Consider the following 19,388-nt stretch of genomic DNA (forward strand, 5'->3'; position numbering starts at 1 on the left):
TGACAATCGATCCGGCCGATGCTGCCGAGAGTTCCTTGCCGCAACGGCGGGCACCTATTCCCGGCCATCGGGGCGTCAAGCCAATCAAATTTTCCTTAACGGGCGGCCACGCGCTCGAAAAGGTCCTGATAGCTGACGATCAAGCCCCTATCGTCAACCTGCAGGTCCGCTTCGAATCCGGCGGAAAGACCAAGGTCGATGTAGCGTAGGAATTTCGGGCGCAGTCGGTCGTATCTCTGGCGTGAACACGTCACCGTCATGGACGCAGCGTCTATGTAGCAGGTCTCTAGAGTGAGGCTCTCCCGCTTTTCGGTCTTCAGTCGTTGAATCGGAAATGTGTTGCAGAAGGGCGTCACTGATAGATCCGGCTCATCCGCTCCGTCGAGATCAGGGCGATGTATCCCGTCCACATTCCAACCCTTGCCGGCCCGCTCGAGCGTCAGTCGGGTGTATTCGCCCGCGCCCCATTTCTCCACCTCCAGCGAAAGCGCCCGCCAATCAGGTGATATCTTCCATCGGTGGTCGATCCGGTAACCGCCGTCCTCCACGCAGATCACGCTCGACACTGCGTGCACAGCATCGGCGGAAACCGTCAGCATCAGACGCTCCAAACCCGCCATGTCCGTTCGACGCCAGAATATTACGTCCGATTTCCGCTCCATGCTCATTTTTGGCTGCGACCGTGGTGAGATGGCCGTCCTCTACCCACGCAATCGTCGCATCCCGCTAAGCATTGAGTCCAGACCTCAGGTCGTGAGGACAGTTGTCTGATCGATAGGGCACGGCAAGGGTTGTTGGGGACCACGCCCGCCTTAATCACAAGGAACGCATCGCATGCCGTCTTCTACGACGCGCCCGCACCGCTGCGCGTCAATGTGTGCGCTCGATGGCGATCGCGGTGGCTTCGCCGCCGCCGATGCAAAGAGCGGCGATCCCCTTCGTCAAGCCCCGCCGAGCCAGGGCATGCAAGAGGGTCACGATCAGCCTGGCGCCGGTGGCGCCGATGGGATGACCGAGCGCGCAGGCTCCGCCGTTGACGTTGAGCCGGTCGCGCGCGATCCCCAGTTCCTTGGCCGCGGTCATCGCCACCACCGCGAAGGCTTCGTTGATCTCGAAGAGATCGACCTCATCGACGCTCCAGCCCGCCTTCTGCAGCAGGTTGCGGATCGCCGGGATCGGGGCCGTCGTGTACCAGGCCGGCTCCTGGCTGTGCGTGGCATGTGCCCTGATCTCGGCGAGGACGGGCAGGCCCTCACGTTGGGCGACCGAGCGGCGCGTGAGAATGAGCGCGGCAGCGCCATCCGCATTGGCGGAGGCGCTTGCGGCCGTGATCGTGCCGTCGGCGCGAAAGGCCGGCCGGAGGCTGGGGATCTTCTCCCGCGAAACCTTCAGCGGATGCTCGTCGGTGTCGACGACCTTGTCGCCGCCCTTGCCCGCGACGGTGACCGGCGCGATCTCGTCGGAAAAGGCCCCGGTTTCGATCGCTGTACGGGCGCGGGACAGGGTCTCGATAGCATAGGCGTCCTGGTCGGCGCGCGTGAACTGGTAAGCCTCGGCGGCTGCTTCGCCGAAGTCGCCCATGGCACGTCCAGGTTCGTAGGCATCCTCCAGACCGTCGAGCATCATGTGATCGAAGATGCGGTCATGACCGACACGATAGCCGGAGCGGGCGCGCGAGAGCAGATAGGGTGCGTTCGACATCGACTCCATGCCTCCGGCCACGACGACATCGGCCGAACCGGCGCGGATGACATCGTGCGCCAGCATGGTCGCCTTCATGCCCGAACCACAGACCTTGTTGATCGTGGTGGCACCGACGGTATCGGGCAGGCCGGCGCCGCGCGCCGCCTGCCGGGCAGGGGCCTGTCCCTGGCCGGCGGGTAGTACGCAGCCCATGTACACCTCGTCCGGCCGGTCGGGCGACAGCTGCGCGCGTTCGAGGGTCGCGCCGATGACATGGGCGCCGAGTGCGCTCGCCTGCATGGGCGCGAGATCGCCGAGGAAGCGGCCCAGCGGAGAGCGCACGGCCGAGACGATGACGACGGGATCGGATGTGGTGGTCATAACGGGCCCTTGCGCTTTGAATGTTACCGGTCCGGTGCCGATGCCGGCGAAGCTGGCGCGTTCGGTACCAGCCGGCAGGCAGGCGTGAGATCAAGTTCCTTCAACTGTACGCCGACGCGCGGAACCATCATCGCTGTCGTTGCGCACGCTGTGGTCAAGACGAGCCGGATTTGCAGAACGGCATGCCTGCTCAGGCTTGGCGGACATTCGGGATCGTGCCTGTCTTTGCTGTCGTTTCCATCATCGCATCTATGGACCGATCGTCCGGCGCTTCGCAATCACAAAGGGGAGCGGCCATGGCCCATACGCTCGTCTTGGTCCTATGCCTCGCGGAATCCCGGGTTCTTGCGGGACCCGTGAGCAGATCTTCAAACGCCTCGCTCCGCTTTCGCCGCAGCCCTAGCCAAGCACATGCGGGTCGTACTTGGGCAGCAAACCGGTTGTTCCTATGGCCAGCCGCGAGGGACGAGCCGGGCGTGGAAGATGCGGCCATCGGTTGTGAAGTGGGTTCCCACCGGCTCACCTGCTTCGATATAGTATTCCTCCGCAATGCAGCCGAAGTTACGAAGCGTGGCCACGATATGCTCGCGCTCGGAATCTGCATCGCGGTCCACCCTATGCGAAATTTGCCATGTCATGGATTGCAGGCCGAAGCCGGTATCGGTCGTGCCAGCGCCGACCCAGATATGTGATTGCGACGGATCGATGCGCAATTTCCGCGTCCAGTACGCAAGATCGCCGGCTCCGAGTTCAGGGTCGATGTTTGCCGCCCAGAAGCGGATGTGATGCCTCTTCCTCGGACTGTTGCCGACGTCCTCTTGGAAGCCGATGTCCTGCCTGCGGCCGAACAGATAGAGCGCACTGAACGGGGCGGTAGGATAGGAACGATCGAGAACGAAGCTCACCACCATTCTCACGGCAGAGCGAAGTGTTAGTATATCGGCAACCTGCCAGCCTGCCACTGCAAATGCCGAGCGGAGCTGCTCCTGCGAGCCGATCAGGACGACATTGACGGGATCTGCGGGAAGGCCGTCCGCTGCGCGCGTGACTCTCGGGATACGGTTGCGGCGGAGGACCGCCACGCTCGCACGGATGACCGGCGGCAGGACCACATAGGCAGCGAGGGCGTAGGTAAGCAGCAATGCAGCGAAGACGGGGACCCGCTGGTCAATCCTCTCGAAGATCTGGGTGACGATGAACCATAACGTCGCTGAGGCGATCAAGAAGATGAGGACGCGCTGTATCCATCGGGCGAGGCGAGTCATGGGCGCATCATAAACACCAAAGCCTCGCCGGCGGTAGCCGGCAGGGGGCACCTGCGTCGGCGCCCGCTGCCCTGCCGTCACTGGCGTCGGACAGGGCCCGCGGCATTCCTGCCGTCATGCGGCAAGAGCCAACGCATCGGCGCCTGCGGCCTGGCGCAAGGGGCAGTCCGGCTCGGTCACTGCCCGCCAGATGGCTGCAACGACGTCCTCCGGCTCGGTGACCTTCGCGTCCGCCGCCGACGCGTGGGCGGCAAAGACCCGTTTGGCAAAAGCGTCATAGGCTTCGGGAATGCCCCCTGCCTCTGCCATCTTGCCGCGTGCGTTGGCCCCGAAACGGGTTCCCGGAGCCTGGCCGGGCAGGACCAGCCGCGTGCGGATGCCGAAGGGCTCGAGCTCCAGCGCCAGGCATTCGGTGAAGGCATTCACCGCAGCCTTGCTGGCCGTGTAGATCGGCAGCAGCGGCAGCGCCTTCAGCGTCGTGCTGGAGGAAACATTGACGATCGTCCCCGCTCCGCGTGCCCGGAACTGCGGCAGCACGGCGCGGGTCATCTCGAACGTGCCGAAAGTGTTGGTCTCGAAGATTTCGCGGATCGTCTCTTCCGGCGTGCCCTCCAGCGGACCCATCCAGCCGATGCCCGCATTGTTTACGAGGGCGTCGATCGGACCTGCCGCCTCGACCGCGCGGCTGATCGCATCGCGCTCGGTCACGTCGAGTTGCAGGATGCGCAGCCGGTCGGAGGCGGGCAAGACGTCCTCGCGCGGGCTGCGCATCGTGGCGACGACCGACCAGCCCTGGTCGATGAAGTGGCGCGCGGTCTCCAGCCCGAAGCCGGAGGAACATCCGGTGATCATCACGGTATTCATGAATCGTGTCTCCTTTTCTCGGATACCCGGGATATCGACCTTACAGAGCGAACTTTCTATAATCGTACATCCACGATTGTTTATCGAGAGTCCGATATGTCAGATCCGCTCTCCGAAGTGATTGCCCTTTTGCGCCCGCGCGCGCCCTTTTCGAAGCTGGTGAACGCTTCCGGCGCATGGCGCGTGCGGCGTACCGAGGTGGGACAGGTTTACTACTGCCTGCTGCTTGCCGGTCGGACACGTCTCGAGGTGGACGGCAAGCCGCCGATGGACCTTTGCCAAGGAGATTTCGTGCTGGTGCCGGCGGTGGAGAGCTTTTCCATGTCGAGTACCGATCCCGTGCCGCCGCCTGGGCTGGAAAGCCATCCTGTGATCCGTCCGGACGGAACAGTACGGATCGGGCCGGAGGATGCGCCTGTCGAGGTGCAGCAGCTCATCGGTTATTGCAGCTTCGGCGCTCCGGATGCGGAGCTTCTGGTACCGCTGCTTCCCGATATCGCCTTGGTGCGGGGCGTGCAGCGCCTTGGCGATCTGGCACGGCTGGTGCGGGACGAGGCGCGCGCAGATCGACCGGCCCGCGACGTGGTTCTGGAACATCTGCTGCAGGTGCTGCTCATCGAAGCTCTGCGTTCCTCGACGGGGACGGGCGCCACGCCAGGCCTGCTGCGCGGCCTGACGGATGACCGGTTGACCCGCTCGCTACGCGTCATCCACGCGGCGCCGGACCGCGCATGGAGCGTCGCCGAGCTGGCGCGCGAGGCGGGGCTGTCCCGCTCGGCCTTCTTCACACGGTTCAACCGGGTGGTGGGCATGGCGCCGATGGAATACCTGCAAAGCTGGCGGATGACGCTCGCCAAGCACATGCTTCGATCGCGGCAGCACAGCATCGCGGAGATTGCGGCGAAGATCGGATATGGCTCAACGAGTGCCTTCAGCTCGGCGTTCTCGCGGCGCATGGGGGCGTCGCCAGCGCAGTACGCCCGCGGTGCATGAAGCTGCGAGATCAGGTGTTTCTAACTGTGCCGGTTTGAGAGCCGTGAGCGGACCGACAGGTCCCGTCGCGAGACTAAGCGGGAACGTAGGTCAATTTGACCACATCCTCGCCGATCCGGTCACTGGCCACAAGACGGAGCCGCGGCCTGGGTCCGGCGAAATACGGCTTGCCGTGACCAAGCACGACGGGGTGCAGGTAGATTCGATACTCGTCGATCAGGCCAAGTTCGGTGAGGCTTCGCGCCAAGTCCGGGCCGGCAACTTCGATCTCCCCGTCGCGCTCGGCCTTCAACGCGCGGATCGCGCCCTCAAGATCACCCTCAACAAGCCTGGCGTTGGGACCGACCGACTTCAACGAGCGCGAGACGACCCATTTCGGCTGTTTCCGCCACGCCGCTGCGAAGGCGCGTTCCTCTGCATTCCATTCAGGATGATCATCGTCCCAGTAACGCATGACCTCGTACATTTGGCGACCATACACGCTGCCCGCCTGCCCCTGCGCCTCCTCGATGAAGTGGCGGAAGAGCGTGGGGCTTGGCGCAAACGCCATATGGTCGACGTAGCCGTCCAGGGATTGGTTCATTCCAAACACGAGCTTAGCCATGCCCGCTTCCCTCCTCACGCGGCACATCCGCGCGTTGTGGCTGCGTAACGCGATCGATTATAAGCTAGCTCGAATGATTGCATTTTGCAATTGGTTTTTGGAGTGCGCATGGAACGCCGAACGGTTGGGCTGCCCGATCAATTTGACTATACTGCGGCTTGTGGGACCGGGTGGCAGACTCGTTGGACGGCTATAGCGGTGCGTAGCGGCCATCGCCCGGGCGCAGTTCGGCGGCGAGCGGCGGCAATTTCGATGTGGCGTGGCGGAAATGCAAAAGTGGCGCGCCCGGGAAGATTCGAACTCCCGACCCCCAGATTCGTAGTCTGGTGCTCTATCCAGCTGAGCTACGGGCGCTTTGCTGCTTCGGCAGCGGCCATCAAGGCCGAACCGGCCGTTGGCCGAACGCCGCTTACCTAACGATAGAGGACGGCAAAAGCAAGCACGGAAGTGACAAATCTTAAACGCTTTTTCACCGGCACGCCAATGGCGCCGGAACGGGTCATGTGTCTCCGGCCGGCCGTTCACCGCGCAGATTCGTGCCTCTGGCCGGTTCTGGCCGGTGTTGACGGCACGCGGACGGCATCGGGCAGGTCTATGGCAAAGACCGTGTGCCCGCTGCCGCTTTCCACAAGGGAGATTTCCCCGCCATGGGCGCGCACCAGTTCCTGGGCGATGGCCAGGCCAAGGCCCGTGCCGCCGCTTCTGGCCGAGCCGCGGAAGGCGGTGAAGAGGTTCTCGCGCGCCCGCGGCGGCAGACCGGGCCCGGTATCGGCCACGAAGATGCGCAGAGCGCCGTTCTCCCGCAGGGTGGAGACGGTCAGCCGCCGCACCAGCGCCGCCTCGTCCTTGCCCGACATGGCCTGGACGGCGTTGCGGCACAGATTGGCGAGCACGCGGAAAAGCTGTTCCGAATCCGCGTGCACTTCGAGAAGCGGATCCACCTTGTTCACGAACTCGATCCCGCTGGCCGGGTCGATGCCGAGCGTGGCGCGCACGTCCTCCACCAGCGCGTGAAGCTGCAACCGCCGGCGCGATGGCGGCGCCTCCTGGGCGCGGCCATAGGCCAGAACCCCTTCGGAATAGGAGACGGCCCTGTCGAGCGTACGCACCAGCTTCGGCGTCAGCGACTGTACCGTCGGGTCCTTGATCTGCGCCAGGCGGTCGGACATGAGCTGGGCCGCGGCCAGCATGTTGCGCATGTCGTGGTTGATCTTGGAGACCGCAAGGCCGAGATCTGCCAGCCGCTTGCGCTCGCCGAGCGCCCGGTTGAGTGTTTCCTGCATGCCGGCAAGCTCCCGCTCGGCGATGCCAATCTCGTCGTCCCGGTCTTCCGGCTTGATGATGCGCTCAGCGTCGTCGGGCGCTGCCGCGAAAGCCAGCATGGATCGGGTCATGGCGCGGATCGGGCCGATCATGATGCGGTTGATGGCATAGAAGACCAGCATCGCCGTGAAAAGCGAGATGATGAGCGAAAGTACGGCTACGTTACGCGCATAGACCAGCATGGCCGAACGCAACGCGCTGTCGGGGATGATGATTTCGTATTGGTTGCGGCTTTCGCCGACGCGGCCGAACACGCGCAGAACCCTGTCGCCACCGAAGAACATCGTGCCGAAGGCCTGCCGGATCGCCTTGAGCGGGCCGACATTGTCGAGGTCGGCGTGCATGTCGATCTCCGGCGGCATCTGCGAGACGACGAGCAGGCGCGAGGTCCCGCCGTCGCGCACCGCGATGGCCATGGCGCCGGTCGCCATCAGGACGTCGTTGCTGGCGCGGCGGCTCAGGCTGTCGGGATCGCCTTCCATCAGAACGATGCCGACGGCTGCTGCACTCTGCAGCCGCTGGCGCATCCATTGCTGGGCGAAATTGGCGACGGAGGGAATGAAGATCAGCACCTCCGCCAGCATCACGAAGAGGATGGTCAGAAGGAGCAATTTCGTCGACAGCCCGCGCGTCAGCGGCACCGCGCGCCGGTCGTCCGCTGCCTCGTTGCGCCCGTCCTGCCGTTCATTCTCGGCCATGGCCGCTCCCTGCCAGAGATGCTCCGGTCGTGCCGGGCTTCCCGGAGCCCCCGAGTCTAACCGAATAAACGCAGGAAGCGAATCAGTCTACGCACCGATGATCTCCGGGTGGCCTCGCCGTAATAGGCGAGCGCGGCGCGCTTGCCGATCTCGCTCATGGTCGGGTAGGGGGCCACATAGCCGGCGATGTCCTTGATGCGCAAACCCTTCGACAGGGTCAGCGACCAGAAGTTCATCATCTCGCCGGCCTCCGCGCCGACGATCGTCACGCCGAGGAGCCGCCCGCCGCGCCCGGCGACGAGCTTGATGAAGCCTTCCGTGCGGTGCTCGGTCTGGGCCCGGTCGTTTTCGGCATAGGGCCAGCGCAGCACCTTGACGCCGCGCTCGTGCGCCCGCGCCTCGGACTCGGTGAGCCCGATATGCGCGAGTTCGGGGTCCGTATAGGTGACCCGCGGAATGACGAGGCGGTTCTCACGGGCCGGCAGCCGGAACAGGAGCGCGCGTGTGACAAGGCCGGCATGATGATTGGCAACATGGGTGAACTGCAGCCCGCCGGTGACATCTCCAATGGCATAGACGCGCCTGTTGGTGGTGCGCAGGGCCCTGTTCACCTTGATACCGCGCGCGTCATGAGCGATGCGCGCCTTTTCCAGCGCCAACGGCTTCAGATCGGGTTTGCGCCCCGTCGCCACGAGCAAATGCGAGCCCTCGACCGTCAGCGGCTCCTCCGCGCGTTCGAGGTGGATGCGGATCCCGGTGCGTCCATGCCTTTCCACGCGTTCCACTTTCGCCTGCTCATGGATGTCCACCCCTTCCGCCCGCAGGCGCTCAAGGACCACTGCCGCCAGTTCCGGGTCTTCCTTGCCGAGCGCCGCCGCGGCCTCGATGACCGTGACGCGTGAACCGAGCCGCCGGTGCGCCTGGGCCAGTTCAATGCCCACCGGCCCGCCGCCGATCACCACCAGGTGCCGCGGCAGCCGCCGCCGCGCGAAGATCGTTTCGTTCGTGAGAAAGGGCACGGTGTCGAGCCCGGGTATCGGTGGGACGGCCGGCGCGGAGCCCGTGGCGATCACGAAGCGCCTGGCGCGGATCACATGATCGCCGGCCACGACCGTGCGCGGGTCCTGAAAGCGCGCTTCCTCTTTGAGCACCCGCACCCCCAGCGCCGTGAAGCGCTCGACCGAGTCGTTGGGTGCGATTGCACCGATCACCCGCTCGACATGCTTCATCGCCTGCGCGAAATCGATCTCGGGCTCCACATCCGCCACCCCGAAAGGGCGGCCGCGGGAGAACTGGTGCGCATGCTTTCCCGCCGCCAGCAGCGCCTTGGAGGGCACACAGCCATAGTTCAGGCAGTCGCCGCCCATCCTGCCCTTCTCGATCAGCACCACCGGCACGCCGAAGGCGGCCGCCGCCGCCGCGACGGAAAGCCCGCCCGAACCGCCGCCGATGACGCAGATATCCGGTTTGAGAAGCGTGGTCATGAAAAACGCCTGAAGCCGATGAAGATCAGGATGAGCCGGCACCCCGCAACCGTCTTAGCAGGATGGGCACGGCCGCCAAAGCGGCAAGCAGAAACAGAGCCAGCGTCAGTTCCGGCGTCACGAGTTCCCTGAAGTGCAGATCCTGCCCGGATTGGGCCGCCGCCAGAAGGACGCTTTCCAGGCCCTCTCCCAGATAGGCGTAGGCGAAGCAGCCCGGCATGATGCCGAGCGCGGTCGCGCCCACATAGGTGCTCACCCGCACGTCAAAAAAGGCGGGCGCGATGTTGACGAGCCAGAAGGGGAAGACAGGGGCGAGGCGCAAGATCAGGAGATAGCCGAACGCACTGGCCTCGAAGCCGTCGGCCAGCCGGGAGATGCGTTCACCCGCCCGCGCCCGCAAGACGCCGCGCAAGGCCGTGCGCGCGGCGAGGAAGAGGAGCGTCGCACCCGTCGTCGCGGCGATGATCACGAGCGTTCCGCCGACAAGCCATCCGAAGAGGAAGCCGCCGGCGACCGTCAGCAGCGAAGCGGCGGGAAACGAGATCGCCACCGCGGCCGCATAGACCAGGACGAACAGGGCGGGCGCCAGCACGGGGTGCAGATCCACATAGGCTTTCAGAACCGCACGGCTTTCGGCCAGCCCGGAAATGCTGAGGTGGCGGTGCCAGCCCAGGGCGTAGGTGGCAGCGAGTGCGAGCATGATGACGACCAGCGGTGCGAACCGCCACGCCGTGCGGCGATACGCTGCGCCTTTCCTGTCGTCCGCCTTGGTCATCTCGCGCCTTCGCCGGCCTGTTCAGGCTCTTATCGGTTCCGGCGCCTGTCATGACTTGTTCCCGGGCGCCCGGCAATGCGCCCGCGCCCGTCTCACCGGCTTTTGAGAAGGCACCCCCGAGCCATCACCTCCTCGTGATCGGCCGTTCCAAGGTTGAGGCCGCGTGCAACTTCAACCGCCGCGGGAGTCGACCGAGATCGCTCCCGGGCCGTGTGCGGCCAGGACCAGGAGACCGCCGGCCATGGCGAGGTTCTTCATCAGGTTGATGACCTGCATCTGATCGGCGAAATCGAGATGCGCGACGAGCGCCGCCCCTACGGTGAAGGCGGCCAGCGCCACCGCGGCGATCCGCGTCCACAGGCCGAACAGAACGGCCAGCCCGGCGAGGAATTCCAGCAGTCCCACGATCCAGCTCGTGGCGGTCGGCATCGGCAGGCCGATGCTGCCGAAATAGCCGGCGGTGCCGGCGATATCGGTGAGTTTGCCGAAACCGGAGGCGACGAAGATCACGGCGATGAGAATTCGTCCGAGAAGTACAAGAAAATTTTTCGGCATGGGTGCAATCCCGCTTTGCGCTCAAAAGATGCAGTGTCCTAGCCGCTACGTGGTCCCGGCGCGAGGCGCATTTCGTTTGACACTGCGTCTCCTAACTGCCTCTAGACGTCACGCACATCAAGTACAAGTTCGAGGGTCGAATTCTGCCCTTCGGCCACCAGCCGCCGGTATCCACCGACGCGTGAGCACTGCCCGACGCGCCACCGGCCGGACAATGAACTCGGAAGACGCGATGATCGCAGCCAGTTGTTGCTGACGGTGCAATGCTCGCAACACGGAACGTGTGGAGCTTCGAGGGCCTTGACCTGAAGCGTGTAAACCCGTTTGAAACGGGGTGCGAACGCCCGACGGCGTTTCAAGACAACGTCTTCCAGGCACCGGATCAAGTCATGCCCCTACGCCTCGTTTTCATGGGAACGCCGGATTTCTCCGTGCCGACGCTTCGTGCGCTGGCCGGGGCCGGGCATGAGATCGCGGCTGTCTACACGCAGCCGCCGCGACCGGCCGGCCGGCGCGGGCTGGAACTGGTGAAATCCCCCGTGCATCAGGCGGCTGAAGCACTCGGCCTGCCCGTGCGTACGCCGGAATCATTGAAGCCGACGGAAGAACATGCCTCCTTTCGTGCCCTCAAAGCGGATGCGGCGGTGGTGGTGGCTTACGGTCTCATTCTGCCGAAGCCGGTGCTGGAAGGCACGCGCTTCGGCGCCTACAACGGCCATGCCTCGCTGCTGCCGCGCTGGCGCGGCGCTGCGCCCATCCAGCGCGCCATCATGGCCGGCGACCGCGAGACGGGCGTCATGGTGATGAAGATGGAGAAAGGGCTGGACACCGGGCCCGTGGGGCTGACCGAGCGTGTGCCGATCGGGCCTGACATGACCGCCGGTGAATTGCACGACGTGCTGAAGGAAAAGGGCGCGCTGCTCATGGCCAAAGCGATTGCGAAGCTTGAACGCAAGGAACTCCGGCTGGAGTCGCAGTCGGAGGAGGGGACCACCTACGCGCAAAAGATCTCCAAAGACGAGACGCGTGTGGACTGGCGCCGCCCGGCCAGAGAGGTCCACAACCACATCCGCGGGCTTGCGCCCTTTCCCGGTGCCTGGTGCACGATGAATCTCGGCGGGCGGAGCGAGCGCCTGAAGCTGTTGCGCGCAGAGCTTTCTGAAGGCAGTGGTTCTCCGGGAACGGTTCTTGATGATCTCACTGTCGCCTGCGGGACGGGAGCGGTGCGCCTCGTCACGCTGCAGCGCGCCGGCGGCAAGCCGGTTTCGGCCGGTGATTTCCTGCGCGGCGCTAAGCTCGAGAAGGGGGACCGCCTGTCATGAGCGCCGTCGTCATACGCCCGGAAGACCCGCAGGACCGGTCAGCGATCGGTGCGCTGCTCACCAGCGCCTTTGGCACCGAGGGCGAGGCGCGACTGGTGGATGCATTGCGCGCGGGCGGCCACATCGTCCTTTCGCTCGTCGCCGAGCGCGACGGAGATCCCCGCGGCTATATTCTTTTCTCCCGCCTGATGGTGAGACAGGAAGAGACCTCGTTTCCCGCAGTGGCGCTGGCGCCTCTCGCCGTCGCTCCGACCCATCAGGGCGAAGGCATCGGTACGGCTTTGGTGGACGAAGCGCATCTGGAGTTGCAGCGGTTGGGCGAACGCCTGTCGGTCGTGCTCGGCGATCCCGCCTATTACTGCCGTTTCGGCTATACGCATGCGCGCGCGGCGAATTTCGAAAGCGTCTATCAGGGCGAGGCCCTGCAGGCGCTGGCCTGGGACGAGGCGCCAACGACCGGCCGGCTCGACTATGCCGCGCCCTTTTCGGATCTCGGCTGACCATGCCGCGCTATCGTATCGACGTCGAATATGACGGCGCGGCCTATGCCGGCTGGCAGCGCCAGGCCGGACAGCCCAGCGTCCAGGAAGCGATCGAAAAGGCGATCGCCGCCTTCAGCGGCGAGGACGTGATCCTGCGCGGGGCCGGGCGCACGGATGCCGGCGTCCATGCGCTGGGCCAGGTCGCCCATTTCGACCTCACCCATACCTGGAAAGCCGATACCGTGCGCGACGCGGTGAACGCCCATCTCGGTCTCGCCGGCGAAACCGTCAGCGTGCTCGGCGCTGCCGAGGCGGCGGCGGACTTCGATGCGCGCTTCTCCGCCCGGGCACGGCACTATCTCTACCGGATCGTCAACCGGCGCGCGCCGCCGGCGCTCGAGCGCGGCCGGGCTTGGCACGTGGTGCGCCGGCTCGACACCGAGGCCATGGATGATGCGGCACAGCGCCTCCTCGGCAAGCACGATTTCACCACCTTTCGCTCCGTCCAATGCCAGGCGAAGAGCCCGGTAAAGACGCTCGACCGGCTGGATGTATTGCGCGCGGGCGAGATTATCGAGATCCGTGCCTCCGCGCGTTCCTTCCTGCACAATCAGGTGCGCTCCCTCGTCGGCACGCTGAAAAGGGTCGGGGAAGGCGCCTGGATGGCGGAGGATGTGGAGCGAGCGCTTGCGGCGCGCGACCGCGCTGCCTGTGGCCCCGTGGCACCGCCGCAAGGACTGTACCTCGTCCGTGTCGACTACTGAATGTCGAGCCCGAGCAGGGCCTGCAAGCTCATCAGCACACCGATTGAGGTGACCAGCATGGCGAAGAAGACGGCCGAGCCGACCGACGGCCCCCGGGCGATCGCGGCCACCGTCACCCGCCAGGAGAGGACGAGCGTCGCCACAAACAGGAGAAGCGAGACGAGAACGATCAGTTCCCCCGCGGAAGGCATGAACATGCGCAAAAGCGCAGGCGGCAGCATCAGCCATGCGAAGATAGCCGAGGCCCAGTTGCTGGCTACCACGTAGTGGACGAAACGGTTTGCAATGCCGGCCGGGCGGGCGGCCACGGCCAGCACGACCAGCGGCAGGATCCAGGCGCCGATATCGGCCAGGAACAGCCGCAACAAAAGGGACAATCTGAGTTCGAAGGTAAGCATTCCCGCCATGTCGTTGGCGATCCCGACCCATCCGACGACCAGTGCGGGCAGCGCCACGACGATGGCGAAAAACGAATTCCAGAAGCCGTCGACGGACAGGTCGAGCATCTTGAAGCCATCGGCCCGGCCCGTCATTATGCGCCAGACTCCGGTCAGATGTTCTTGAACTTCCGCACCTGAGGGCATCAGGCAAACCAATCGTCCAGGAAACGCGTGTAGATGCGCGTCAGCGTCTCCAGGTCTTCGAGCGCGACCCGCTCGTCCACCATGTGCATGGTCTGGCCGACGAGGCCGAACTCGACCACCGGACAGTAGTCCTTGATGAAGCGGGCGTCGGAGGTGCCGCCGGAGGTGGAAAGCTCGGGCCGGCGGCCCGTGACCGCGCCGACGGCGGCCGCAAGCGTCTTCACCAACCTTTCGTTTCGTGTGAGAAAAGCCGGGCTCGGACGATCGCGCCATTCGATGTCGAAGTCGACCGGGTCTGGCCGCTCCTGTCTGTATCGGTTCTCGCCGGCCGCCGCACGATCGAGGCGCTGGTGAATTTCGGCCTGCAGGGTTTCAGTCTCCCACAGGTCGTTGAAACGCACGTTGAAGGCGGCCGTGGCGCGGGCGGGAATGACGTTGACGGCGGGATTGCCCACGTCGATCGACGTGAGCTCCAGATTGCTCGGCGGGAAATCGGACGTTCCCTCGTCGAATGGCGGTTGGAGAAGCGCCTCGGCGAACGCGAGAAGGCCGCGCACCGGATTGTCCGCCAGATGAGGATAGGCCACGTGGCCTTGTCTCCCGCGGACGGTGATCCGGCCCGACAGCGAGCCGCGCCGGCCGATCTTGATCATGTCGCCCAGCATCTCGCGGTTGGTCGGCTCGCCGACCAGCGCGGCGTCCCACGTCTCCCCGCGCTCTCTGGCCCATTCGAGGAGCTTCACCGTCCCATTGACCGCCGGGCCCTCCTCGTCTCCGGTGACGAGGAACGAGACGGAGCCCCGGGGCGCCCCGTGGGCGTCCACATACCGCCCGAGGGCTGCGACGAAACAGGCGATGCCCCCCTTCATATCCACCGCACCGCGGCCGAACATGGCGCCGTCGGCAACCTCCGCGGCGAAGGGCGGATGCCGCCAGGCACCCTCGTCGCCGGGGGGCACCACGTCCGTATGGCCGGCGAACATCAGGTGCGGGCCGCCCTCGCCGAGACGGGCATAGAGATTCTCCACATCCGGTGTTCCGCCGTCACGGAAGATCGGCCGTTCAACCGTCGCACCGAGAGGCGCGAGCATCTTCTCCAAGGCGGTGAGCGCTCCGGCCTCTTCCGGCGTAACGGAAGGACAGCGGATGAGAGCGGACAGATTGGCAACTGGATCCGTAGGCAATGTCATAAAGCGAGGGATAGTCGAAGCAGGCGCTGCTGTCATCCGCCAAGTCGGCTCACCGCGGCGCGTTGGTCCGCTCCCCGTATTCGTTCCCACCGGGATCGCCGGGATAGAGGCACAGGACGATGAAGGCGAGGATCGAGACCATGGGAATGAACAGCGTCACGGCGAAGATGCCCGGCTTGCCGAAATCGTGTAGCCGCTTCACCCCCAGCGCCACATAGGACCAGACGGAGATGAAGAAGACGGTCCAGAAGAGCGTTGCCCATACCTGGCTGGCGCTGCTTTCCTCCGGCGCCAGGGTGAACTGGTAGAGCGCGAAGGCCTGGAAGATCGCCAGGAGAAGGCCGGCCAGGAAATAGGCCATGCGGCTGACGCGACCGGAAAAGCCGAAGAAGAGCCACTTGAGCTGTTTTCCGTCCACGTCCGCCCGCCCCCTTTTGCGCCGTCAGTCCCTGAGAAGCTCGTTGATCGACGTCTTGGCGCGGGTCTTCTCGTCGACGCGCTTGACGATCACGGCACAATAGAGGCCCGGGCCCGGCTCGCCGTTGCCCATGGGCTTGCCCGGCATGGTGCCGGCCACCACGACGGAATAGGGCGGCACCTCGCCATAGAAAACCTCGCCCGTCGCCCGGTCGACGATCTTGGTGGACTTGCCGATATACACACCCATGCCGAGCACGGAGCCCTCGCGTACGATGCAGCCTTCGACCACCTCCGAGCGCGCGCCGATGAAGCAATGGTCCTCGATGATGGTAGGGCCGGCCTGCATCGGCTCCAGCACACCGCCGATGCCCACACCACCGGACAGGTGCACATTCTCGCCGATCTGCGCGCAGGAGCCCACCGTCGCCCATGTGTCGACCATGGCGCCCTTGCCGACATAGGCGCCGAGATTCACAAAGGAGGGCATGAGGACGACGCCCGGCGCCACATAGGCGGAGTGGCGCACCACGCAATTGGGCACGGCGCGGAAGCCGGCGCGCTCGAAATCGCCGGCCGCCCAGCCGTCGAACTTGGAAGGCACCTTGTCCCACCAGACTGCCTCGCCCGGCCCGCCCTTGATGATCTGCATCGGATTGAGCCGGAAGGAGAGCAGCACGGCCTTCTTCAGCCACTGGTTCACTTGCCAGGTGCCGTCAGCCCCCCGCTCGGCGACGCGCGCATTTCCGCTGTCGAGCAAGGCCAGCGCTTCCCCCACCGCCTCGCGCACCTCGCCGCGCGTTTCGACCGTCACGGAATCGCGCTCCTCGAACGCTTTTTCCACCGTTTGCTCGAGGGCGGCGATGTCCGGGTTCTTCATCTGCAGGTTGTCTCCGCTACACGGGCTGTTAAGGGCTGCAAAATAAGGTCAGAATGGGCTTGCAAGACAAGCCGGCGCGAACCTATGCGAAGCGCCGGAAAGGGTCAATCGCGGCCGCGCGGGGGGACGCGCCGGAACACGGGACAGGGACCGCATGAAAACAGAGGACAGAAGCGGCTGGACACCCCTGCCGCATTCCGACGAGGACCTGAAACGCGCCCGCAGCGTACCCGACACGCCGCAGACGCGCGCCGAGACCTACCGGCTTGCCTGGGACGACGAGGACTTCATGACGCGCCGCGAGCTCAGGCCGGTGCGCCTGCAACTCGAGCTTTTGAAACCGGAGATGGTGCTGGCCGAGCGCGGCATCCGCTCCACCGTCATCCTGTTCGGCGGCGCGCGCATTCCCGAACCGGGCGGCGAGGCGTGGGCGGCGAAGAACGAGGTGCAGAAAAAGAACCTCGAGGACAACAGCCGCTATTACGACGAAGCGCGCAAGTTCGCGCGGTTGTGCTCGGAGCAGTCGGCCAAATCGCGCTACCGCGAATATGTGGTGGTGACCGGCGGCGGGCCGGGCGTCATGGAGGCGGGCAACCGCGGTGCCACTGACTGTGGGGCCCCGAGCATCGGCCTCAATATCGTCCTGCCGCACGAGCAGGCGCCGAACCTTTATGTGTCGCCGGAGCTGTGCTTCAACTTCCACTACTTCGCGATCCGCAAGATGCATTTCATGATGCGGGCCAAGGCCGTGGCCGTCTTTCCCGGTGGCTTCGGCACGATGGACGAGCTCTTCGAGGCCTTGACCCTCATCCAGACCGGCCGCATGGAACGCATGCCGGTGATCCTCTTCGGCAGTACGTTCTGGGAGCGCGCCATCGACCTCGAGTTCCTGGCCGAGCAAGGCACCATCTCGCCGGGCGACGAGGAACTCATCACCTTCGTCGACACCGCCGAGGACGCGTGGTCCCATATAGCGGCGTTCTACAAGCTGTAGAGCACGGCGGCGGCGCTGCGCCCCTAGGGAACGCCGACAGGCCTCGCGGCGTTTCTTCCTTGAATAGAGGAGGCCGATATGCCCAGAAGCGTACCTGACGACGACATCATGGATGGCCAGCAGGCCAGGGACCTGGGGCACGCGACCAAGTCGCAGCCCCAGAAAGCCCGGGACGCGGAAGAAGAGACGCCCGAAGAGCGCATCGAGAAAGACACCCGTGCCAATCGCGGTCTCGGCACACTGCTCGGTTCCGACAAGGACAGCGAAACACAGAAGGTGCTGGAGCGTGCCGCCTACCGGCCAGAAAAGCGACGGCGTTAGCTAGCCTGGCGCAACGGCGCGCAGGAAGTGCGTGAGGTCGTCCGTCACGTAGTCGACGTGGTCTTCCTGTTCCTTGTCCTGCTCCCAGATATCCGAGAAGGTCGGCTCGAAATTCTTCGGCACGATCAGCACGGTGGTCATCCCGAGATGCTTGGGGACCAGAAGATTGCGCGCCAGGTCCTCGAACATCACCGCATCCGAACCGACGATCGTGTTCAGGGCGAGAAACAGGTCGTAGCTTTCGGCCGCCGGCTTCGGGGTGAGGCCGGCGGCGACGATATCGAATATATCCTCGAAATGGTCGAGAATGCCGAGCTGGCGTGCGGCGCACTCGGCGTGTCGGCGACTGCCGTTGGTGAAGATGAACTTGCGGCCGGGTAGGGCACGGATGGCCTCGCCAAGTGCGGGATCCGGCTGCAGCCAGTCGTAGTCGATATCGTGCACCTTCTGCAGAAAGTCGTCCGGATCGACGCGATAGCGCTCCATCAGCCCCTTCAGCGTCGTGCCGAACTCGCGATAGAGCGCCTTCTGCAGCGTGCGCGCGTCCTCGCGAGAAAGCTGCAGCAGTTCCGACACATAGGCAGTCATCCGCACGTCGATCTGTGAAAACAGATTGCTGTCGTGGGGATAAAGTGTGTTGTCGAGATCGAACACCCAGTCGGTGACATGGGCGAATCGGGCCGGATCGGGACGGTTTGTCATGCTTCCTATGTCAGATGTTTCGCCTGCCTTTTCAACGCAAACCTGATGGAAACGGTTTGCCGGCGCGCGATGAACGCAACGGACTGCGCCGCCAGCCAAGCATGCTTGCGCCGATGAGGCGAGGCCGGTAGGTCTTGGCATCTTGCCCGCCCGCCATTTCGGACATTTCCATGGAACTTTGGATCCCCATCACCATCGCGGCCGCGTTTTTGCAGAACCTGCGCTCGGTGGCGCAAAAACACCTGAAGGGCGTCATGGGCACGACCGGCGCCACCTTCGTTCGCTTCGGTTTCGGCCTGCCTTTCGCCGTTCTCTTCGTCCTGGCGCTGCATGTTTTCGCAGATTTCGCCTTCGCGCAGCCGAACGGCAGGTTCCTGGTGTGGGTCCTCATCGGCGGAACGACGCAAATCGCCGCGAACTTCCTGCTCATCCATCTCTTCTCCTTCCGCAACTTCGCGGTCGGCACAGCGTATTCGCGCACGGAGCCGGTGCAGGCGGCGATCTTCGGGTTGATCTTCCTCGGCGAATTGGCCGGCCCTGGGGCGCTGGCGGCGATCGCGATCACGGTCGTCGGCGTCATGCTGATCTCGGTCGCCCACACGACAATGAGCTGGCGCAATCTTTTCGCCTCGCTGGTCAGCCGCAACGCCCTCATCGGGCTCGCCTCGGGCACCCTGTTCGGCATCGCCGCAGTCTCCTACCGCGCCGCCTCGCTTTCGCTCGGGGGGCCGAACTTCCTGATGCAGGCAGCCACGACTTTGATGTTCACCATCGGCTTCCAGACGGTCCTCATGGCGGGCTGGATGCTGTGGCGGGACCGCGATGAGCTGGTGCGTATCGGCCGAGCCTGGAAGCCCTCGCTCTTCGCTGGCTTCGTCGGTGCCACGGCCTCGCTCGGCTGGTTTACGGCAATGACGCTGCAGCAGGCGGCGGTGGTGAAGGCACTGGCTCAGGTGGAAATGATCTTCACCTTCGCCTCGTCCGTCTATTTCTTCGGCGAGCGGATCAACCGCACGGAAGTGGCCGGCTGCGTGCTGATCGTCGCCGGGATCGTGGCGCTGATGCTGATCGGCTGAGGCCTTCAGGGCTCGAAAGGAGGCCGGCGGG

21 protein-coding genes and 1 tRNA gene are annotated in these 19,388 nt (G+C 64.9%); 7 read left to right on the forward strand and 15 right to left on the reverse strand.

Annotation, left to right across the window (positions count from 1 at the left end; translation table 11 throughout):
- Nucleotides 1–95 precede the first annotated feature (95 nt).
- The 4 genes from ACFP9U_RS01645 to ACFP9U_RS01660 all read right to left on the reverse strand — a co-directional run bounded on the left by ACFP9U_RS01645 (nucleotide 96) and on the right by ACFP9U_RS01660 (nucleotide 4,193).
- A complete protein-coding gene (locus ACFP9U_RS01645) occupies nucleotides 96–668 on the reverse strand; it encodes a putative glycolipid-binding domain-containing protein (protein WP_378618528.1) in 573 nt (190 codons plus the stop codon).
- 202 nt (nucleotides 669–870) lie between these two features.
- Complete coding sequence (locus ACFP9U_RS01650; protein WP_378618530.1) at nucleotides 871–2,064, reverse strand: acetyl-CoA C-acyltransferase; 1,194 nt, start codon at nucleotides 2,062–2,064, stop codon at nucleotides 871–873.
- A 446-nt stretch (nucleotides 2,065–2,510) separates the two neighbouring features.
- Nucleotides 2,511–3,329, reverse strand: a complete 819-nt coding sequence (locus ACFP9U_RS01655) for an LssY C-terminal domain-containing protein (RefSeq protein WP_378618532.1) — start codon at nucleotides 3,327–3,329, stop codon at nucleotides 2,511–2,513.
- A 114-nt stretch (nucleotides 3,330–3,443) separates the two neighbouring features.
- Nucleotides 3,444–4,193 (reverse strand): SDR family oxidoreductase, encoded by a 750-nt coding sequence (locus tag ACFP9U_RS01660; RefSeq protein ID WP_378618533.1) that lies wholly within the window; start codon nucleotides 4,191–4,193, stop codon nucleotides 3,444–3,446.
- Between the two features lie 96 nt (nucleotides 4,194–4,289).
- Here ACFP9U_RS01660 and ACFP9U_RS01665 point away from each other — a divergent pair, with 96 nt between their 5' ends.
- Nucleotides 4,290–5,186 (forward strand): AraC family transcriptional regulator, encoded by an 897-nt coding sequence (locus ACFP9U_RS01665; RefSeq protein WP_378618535.1) that lies wholly within the window; start codon nucleotides 4,290–4,292, stop codon nucleotides 5,184–5,186.
- Nucleotides 5,187–5,259: 73 nt separating this feature from the next.
- On the opposite strand, the gene ACFP9U_RS01670 is transcribed toward ACFP9U_RS01665, so the two are convergent.
- From ACFP9U_RS01670 to ACFP9U_RS01695, 6 genes are all read right to left on the reverse strand, one after another.
- The gene (locus ACFP9U_RS01670) at nucleotides 5,260–5,790 is read right to left on the reverse strand and encodes a dihydrofolate reductase family protein (RefSeq protein ID WP_378618537.1); all 531 of its coding nucleotides are present in this window, start codon (nucleotides 5,788–5,790) and stop codon (nucleotides 5,260–5,262) included.
- Nucleotides 5,791–6,067: 277 nt separating this feature from the next.
- Nucleotides 6,068–6,144, reverse strand: a tRNA-Arg gene (locus ACFP9U_RS01675).
- A gap of 167 nt (nucleotides 6,145–6,311) precedes the next feature.
- Nucleotides 6,312–7,811 carry an ATP-binding protein gene (locus tag ACFP9U_RS01680; protein WP_378618538.1) on the reverse strand — a complete coding sequence of 500 codons (1,500 nt, stop codon included), beginning with the start codon at nucleotides 7,809–7,811 and terminating at the stop codon, nucleotides 6,312–6,314.
- Nucleotides 7,812–7,867: 56 nt separating this feature from the next.
- Nucleotides 7,868–9,295 carry a dihydrolipoyl dehydrogenase family protein gene (locus ACFP9U_RS01685; protein WP_378618540.1) on the reverse strand — a complete coding sequence of 476 codons (1,428 nt, stop codon included), beginning with the start codon at nucleotides 9,293–9,295 and terminating at the stop codon, nucleotides 7,868–7,870.
- Nucleotides 9,296–9,320: 25 nt separating this feature from the next.
- Nucleotides 9,321–10,070 carry a TVP38/TMEM64 family protein gene (locus ACFP9U_RS01690; protein WP_378618541.1) on the reverse strand — a complete coding sequence of 250 codons (750 nt, stop codon included), beginning with the start codon at nucleotides 10,068–10,070 and terminating at the stop codon, nucleotides 9,321–9,323.
- Between the two features lie 171 nt (nucleotides 10,071–10,241).
- Complete coding sequence (locus ACFP9U_RS01695) at nucleotides 10,242–10,625, reverse strand: DoxX family protein (RefSeq protein ID WP_378618543.1); 384 nt, start codon at nucleotides 10,623–10,625, stop codon at nucleotides 10,242–10,244.
- Nucleotides 10,626–11,014: 389 nt separating this feature from the next.
- On the opposite strand from ACFP9U_RS01695, the gene fmt reads away from it, so the two are divergent.
- The 3 genes from fmt to truA are packed head-to-tail and all read left to right on the forward strand — an operon-like array spanning nucleotide 11,015 to nucleotide 13,193.
- A complete protein-coding gene (fmt, locus tag ACFP9U_RS01700) occupies nucleotides 11,015–11,947 on the forward strand; it encodes a methionyl-tRNA formyltransferase (RefSeq protein WP_378618545.1) in 933 nt (310 codons plus the stop codon).
- A complete protein-coding gene (locus tag ACFP9U_RS01705) occupies nucleotides 11,944–12,447 on the forward strand; it encodes a GNAT family N-acetyltransferase (RefSeq protein WP_378618546.1) in 504 nt (167 codons plus the stop codon). The genes fmt and ACFP9U_RS01705 overlap by 4 nt, the downstream gene beginning before the upstream one ends.
- Nucleotides 12,448–12,449: 2 nt before the next feature.
- Nucleotides 12,450–13,193, forward strand: coding sequence for a tRNA pseudouridine(38-40) synthase TruA (gene truA, locus ACFP9U_RS01710; protein WP_378618548.1), 744 nt, complete (start codon nucleotides 12,450–12,452; stop codon nucleotides 13,191–13,193).
- Here the strand turns inward: truA and ACFP9U_RS01715 are convergent.
- Genes ACFP9U_RS01715 through dapD form a run of 4 tightly spaced genes read right to left on the reverse strand, consistent with a single transcriptional unit; the run spans nucleotide 13,187 to nucleotide 16,264 of the window.
- A complete protein-coding gene (locus ACFP9U_RS01715) occupies nucleotides 13,187–13,777 on the reverse strand; it encodes a transporter (RefSeq protein WP_378618549.1) in 591 nt (196 codons plus the stop codon). The two genes, truA and ACFP9U_RS01715, sit on opposite strands and share 7 nt — an antisense overlap.
- Nucleotides 13,777–14,967, reverse strand: coding sequence for a succinyl-diaminopimelate desuccinylase (gene dapE / locus ACFP9U_RS01720; RefSeq protein WP_378618551.1), 1,191 nt, complete (start codon nucleotides 14,965–14,967; stop codon nucleotides 13,777–13,779). The genes ACFP9U_RS01715 and dapE overlap by 1 nt, the downstream gene beginning before the upstream one ends.
- Nucleotides 14,968–15,016: 49 nt before the next feature.
- The gene (locus tag ACFP9U_RS01725) at nucleotides 15,017–15,385 is read right to left on the reverse strand and encodes a DUF805 domain-containing protein (RefSeq protein WP_378618552.1); all 369 of its coding nucleotides are present in this window, start codon (nucleotides 15,383–15,385) and stop codon (nucleotides 15,017–15,019) included.
- A 24-nt stretch (nucleotides 15,386–15,409) separates the two neighbouring features.
- Complete coding sequence (gene dapD / locus ACFP9U_RS01730) at nucleotides 15,410–16,264, reverse strand: 2,3,4,5-tetrahydropyridine-2,6-dicarboxylate N-succinyltransferase (protein ID WP_378618554.1); 855 nt, start codon at nucleotides 16,262–16,264, stop codon at nucleotides 15,410–15,412.
- Between the two features lie 154 nt (nucleotides 16,265–16,418).
- Between dapD and ACFP9U_RS01735 the strand changes: the two genes are divergently transcribed.
- Nucleotides 16,419–17,258, forward strand: a complete 840-nt coding sequence (locus tag ACFP9U_RS01735; protein WP_378618556.1) for an LOG family protein — start codon at nucleotides 16,419–16,421, stop codon at nucleotides 17,256–17,258.
- Between the two features lie 78 nt (nucleotides 17,259–17,336).
- Complete coding sequence (locus ACFP9U_RS01740; RefSeq protein WP_378618557.1) at nucleotides 17,337–17,579, forward strand: hypothetical protein; 243 nt, start codon at nucleotides 17,337–17,339, stop codon at nucleotides 17,577–17,579.
- Here ACFP9U_RS01740 and ACFP9U_RS01745 read toward each other — a convergent pair whose 3' ends face one another.
- The gene (locus ACFP9U_RS01745; protein ID WP_378618559.1) at nucleotides 17,580–18,281 is read right to left on the reverse strand and encodes a pyrimidine 5'-nucleotidase; all 702 of its coding nucleotides are present in this window, start codon (nucleotides 18,279–18,281) and stop codon (nucleotides 17,580–17,582) included.
- Nucleotides 18,282–18,451: 170 nt separating this feature from the next.
- Here ACFP9U_RS01745 and ACFP9U_RS01750 point away from each other — a divergent pair, with 170 nt between their 5' ends.
- The gene (locus tag ACFP9U_RS01750) at nucleotides 18,452–19,357 is read left to right on the forward strand and encodes an EamA family transporter (protein ID WP_378618560.1); all 906 of its coding nucleotides are present in this window, start codon (nucleotides 18,452–18,454) and stop codon (nucleotides 19,355–19,357) included.
- Nucleotides 19,358–19,388 lie beyond the last annotated feature (31 nt).

The sequence above is a fragment of the Nitratireductor sp. GCM10026969 genome, from assembly GCF_042660605.1.
GTDB lineage: Bacteria > Pseudomonadota > Alphaproteobacteria > Rhizobiales > Rhizobiaceae > Chelativorans.